The sequence below is a fragment of the Rhodococcus aetherivorans genome (assembly GCF_011058165.1).
Taxonomy (GTDB): domain Bacteria; phylum Actinomycetota; class Actinomycetes; order Mycobacteriales; family Mycobacteriaceae; genus Rhodococcus; species Rhodococcus aetherivorans.
This window is the reverse complement of record NZ_JAALEG010000166.1, coordinates 1-4085: the sequence shown is the minus strand read 5'-3', so window position 1 is coordinate 4085 and position 4085 is coordinate 1. Positions and strand designations below refer to the sequence as shown.

The 4085-nt window shown below is 70.4% G+C and carries 3 protein-coding genes; 2 read left to right on the top strand and 1 reads right to left on the bottom strand.

Annotated features, from left to right (window positions below):
• Positions 1-363: 363 nt before the first annotated feature.
• Entirely contained in the window at positions 364-1677 is a 1314-nt protein-coding gene (locus tag G6039_RS29735) for an acetyl-CoA C-acetyltransferase (RefSeq protein WP_006931659.1), read from the bottom strand.
• 130 nt (positions 1678-1807) lie between these two features.
• Between G6039_RS29735 and G6039_RS29730 the strand changes: the two genes are divergently transcribed.
• Entirely contained in the window at positions 1808-3154 is a 1347-nt protein-coding gene (locus tag G6039_RS29730; RefSeq protein ID WP_029546036.1) for a 3-oxoacyl-ACP reductase, read from the top strand.
• On the top strand, positions 3154-4011 hold the full coding sequence (locus G6039_RS29725; protein ID WP_029546038.1) for a MaoC/PaaZ C-terminal domain-containing protein: 858 nt from the start codon (positions 3154-3156) through the stop codon (positions 4009-4011). The genes G6039_RS29730 and G6039_RS29725 overlap by 1 nt, the downstream gene beginning before the upstream one ends.
• Positions 4012-4085: the final 74 nt, after the last annotated feature.

The following is a 4085-nucleotide window of genomic DNA, read 5'->3' as shown; positions in this document are numbered from 1 at the left end:
CGGGGACGGCCGCCGTCCGGTTGCCGGCGGCGTCCTGGGGCGTCGCCTCCGGCACAGGGACGGCGGACCGAACCTCGTCCTGGCCGTCCTCGGGGTCGTTCGTCCCGCTCTTGCCGCTCACCCATGTCCTTTCACCGGGGTGCGCCCCGGATCGGGCGCACCACTCGGTATCCAGCCTAATGTCGGGTTCCCGGCGCCCCCGAGCCGATGGGCGGTCCGAGCCCCCGCGGACAAGCGAAAGACCTCGCGTTGCCGCCAGGTCGGGGGTCAGGCAGCAACGCGAGGTCGACTGGTTTATCGGCGGCCCCGCCGGGGCGTTACAGACTTCCGGGATTTTTTCCGGACGGGGCCGCCGGGGTCGGCTCAGGCCTCGAGAATGGCGGTCACACCCTGCCCACCTGCGGCACAGATCGAGATGAGGCCCCGCACGGGCTTGCCGGTCTCCTGCCGCTTCTCATGCAGCATCTTCGCCAGGGACGCGACGATGCGGCCACCCGTCGCGGCGAACGGGTGCCCGGCCGCCAGCGACGAGCCGTTGACGTTGAGCTTGCTGCGGTCGATGGACCCGAGCGGAGCATCCAGACCGAGCCGGCCCTTGCAGTACTCCTCCGACTCGAACGCCTGGAGCGTGGCCAGGACGACGGAGGCGAACGCCTCGTGGATCTCGTAGAAGTCGAAGTCCTGCAGCGTCAGGCCGTTGCGCTTCAGCAGCCGCGGGATCGCGTAGGTGGGGGCCATGAGCAGGCCGTCGCCACCGTGGACGTAGTCGACCGCCGCGGTCTCCGAGTCCACGAGGTAGGCGAGCACGGGCAGCCTGCGCTCCGCAGCCCACTCCTCCGAGGACAGCAGCGCCGCCGACGCACCGTCGGTGAGCGGGGTCGAATTGCCCGCGGTCATGGTGGCGCCGCCGAGCTCGACGCCGAACACCGGCTTCAGGCCGGAGAGCTTCTCGACCGTCGAGTCCGGGCGCAGGTTGTCGTCGCGGGTGAGGCCGAGGAACGGGGTGACGAGGTCGTCGAAGAAGCCACGGTCGTAGGCGGCGGCCATGTTGCGGTGGCTCGCGGCGGCCAGCTCGTCCTGAGCCTCCCGGGCGATGCCGAACTCCTTGGCGGTGATCGCCGCGTGCTCGCCCATCGACAGTCCGGTGCGGGGCTCGCCGTTGCGGGGGATCTCGATGCCGAGCATCGACGGCCGGACCTGGCCGAGCAGCTTGACGCGGTCGCCGGTCGAGCGGGCCCGGTTGAGGGAGAGCAGGAACTCGCGCAGCTCGTTGTTGACGCCGATGGGGGCATCGGAGGTGGTGTCGACACCGCCGCCGATGCCGGCCTCGATGCGGCCGGCGGCGACGGCGTCACCGACGGAGATGATCGACTGCAGGCCGGTGCCGCAGGCCTGCTGCAGGTCCCAGGCGGGGGTGTGCGGGTTCAGCGCGCTGCCGAGTACGCACTCGCGGATCAGGTTGAAGTCGCGGCTGTGCTTGAGGACGGCCCCGCCGACGACGGCACCGAGCCGCTCGCCCTGGAGGTTGAACCGGCTCACCAGCCCGTCGAGCGTGGCGGTGAACATGTCCTGGTTCGACGCGCGGGCGTACGTGCGGTCCGACCGGGCGAAGGGGATCCGGTTGCCGCCGAGGATTGCGACACGGCGCAGCTGCGTGGAACGAGCGGTGGTGGTCACTGACGTCTCCCGGGATGCTGGTGGATACAGACTCTGGCTACTATTCTTACTCGCGAGTAAGTTCGTTGTCGACACCACACCGTCGGCCCCTCCCGACAATACCGACGTCCGAACCAGAGAAGGTGGAATCGTGGCTGAAACCAAGAGCGCCCCCGGCCTCTACGCCCAGTTGATCGGGTCCGCGCCCGGAGCATTCCTCGCCAAGCAGTTCGGCCTGCCGAAGCCGGAGAAGCTGCGCCGGTACGAGCCGGGTCAGCCGCCGCTGGCCGGCCCGCTGCTCGTCGGGGGCAACGGCCGCCTCGTCGAACCGATCCGCACTCTGCTGTCCGACTACCCGTTCGCCGATCCCGCCGACACCGCGTACGGGGCGCTCGTCTTCGACGCCACCGGCATCACGGACGTCGCGGGCCTCGAGCAGCTGTTCACCTTCTTCCAGCCCGCGATCAAGGGGCTCGGCCCGAGCGGGCGCGTCGTGGTGCTCGGCACCACCCCGGAGGAAGCCTCCTCCGTGGACGAGCGCATCGCCCAGCGCGCGCTCGAAGGCTTCACACGCAGCGTCGGCAAGGAACTGCGCCGCGGCGCGACGGCCCAGCTGGTGTACGTCTCCCCCGATGCCGCCACCGGCCTGTCCGGCCTCGAATCCACGCTGCGCTTCCTGCTGTCCGCGAAGTCCGCGTTCGTCTCCGGCCAGGTGATCCGCGTCGGTGCCGGCGACGCGAAGGCCCCCGAGTCGTGGGAGCGCCCGCTCGCCGGGAAGGTCGCCGTCGTCACCGGCGCGGCCCGCGGCATCGGCGCCACGATCGCCGAGGTACTCGCCCGCGACGGCGCGCACGTCGTCTGCGCGGACATCCCCGCGGCCGGCGACGCCCTCTCGCAGACCGCGAACAAGGTCGGCGGCGTCTCCCTCGCCCTGGACGTCACCGCCCCGGACGCGGGCGACAGGCTCGCCGAGTACCTGCTCGAGCGGCACGACGGCGCCGACATCATCGTCCACAACGCCGGCATCACCCGCGACAAGCTGCTCGCCAACATGGACGCCGCGCGGTGGAACGCCGTCATGGCCGTGAATCTGCTCGCCCCCCAGAAGATCACCGAGAAGCTGGTCGAGAAGGGCGCGCTGAAGGAGGGCGGCCGCGTGGTCGACGTGTCGTCGATCGCCGGCATCGCCGGCAACCGCGGCCAGACCAACTACGGCGCGTCCAAGGCGGGTGTCATCGGGATGGTGCAGGCCACCGCGCCCGTGCTGGCCGAGAAGAACATCACCATCAACGCCGTCGCACCCGGCTTCATCGAGACGGCCATGACCGCAGCGATCCCGGTGGCCACCCGCGAGGCCGGTCGCCTCATGAGTTCGCTGCAGCAGGGCGGGCAGACCGTCGACGTCGCCGAGACCGTCGCCTGGTTCGCCAACCCGGCGTCGAGCGCGGTCACCGGCCAGGTCGTGCGCGTGTGCGGCCAGTCCATGCTGGGGGCGTGATGGCTGTCGTCGAACTCTCCTCGCGCCCTTCGACTCTCGACGTCTACGCGCGGGCGGCGCTCTCGGCGCTGCCCGTGGTGGGCGCCTCGGGCGACCGCCTGCCCGACGACACCCTCGTACTGCGCGGCCTGCGCGTCGACCCGGACAACCTGGCCGAGTACACGAAGGTGTGCGGACTGCGCTTCGGCGACACGCTCCCGCTGACGTACCCGTTCACGCTGACGTTCCCCGTCGTGATGAAGCTGATGGTGTCGAAGGGCTTTCCCTTCGCCGCCGTCGGTTCCGTCCATGCCGAGAACGTGATCGAGCAGGTGCGGCCCGTGTCCGTGACCGAGCCGCTGGATCTGAGGGTGCATGCCGAGAACCTGCGGGAGCACCGCAAGGGCCTGCTCGTCGACCTGGTGAGCGAGATCAGCGTCGGCCGGGAGCTGGTGTGGCGGCAGACGTCGTCGTTCCTGCACCAGCAGCGCACCTCGCTGTCGGATCAGCCGAAGCCCGAACCGAAGGCCGAGGAGATCCCTCCGGTGCCGACGTCGACGCTGCGAGTGGACCAGAAGACGATCGACCGCTACGCATCGGTCTCGGGTGACCGCAACCCGATCCACGTCTCCCGGCTCGGCGCCAAGGCGTTCGGGTTCCCGAAGCCCATCGCGCACGGCATGTGGAGCGCGGCCGCGGCACTGCGAGCCGTGGAGGGCCGCATCCCGTCGCGCGCGACGTACTCGGTCCGGTTCGGCAAGCCGGTCCTGTTGCCCGCGACCGTGAACCTCTACGCCGCACGCGCCGCCGACGGCTGGGACCTGGCGCTGCGCCACCCGAAGAAGGGCTACCCGCACCTCACCGCCACCCTGCGCTGAGAGCTGCTGCGCCGCAAGCGCTCCGAGCGAATGTATCGTCGACTCCCACTGAGGAGATCAACGATACATTCGCT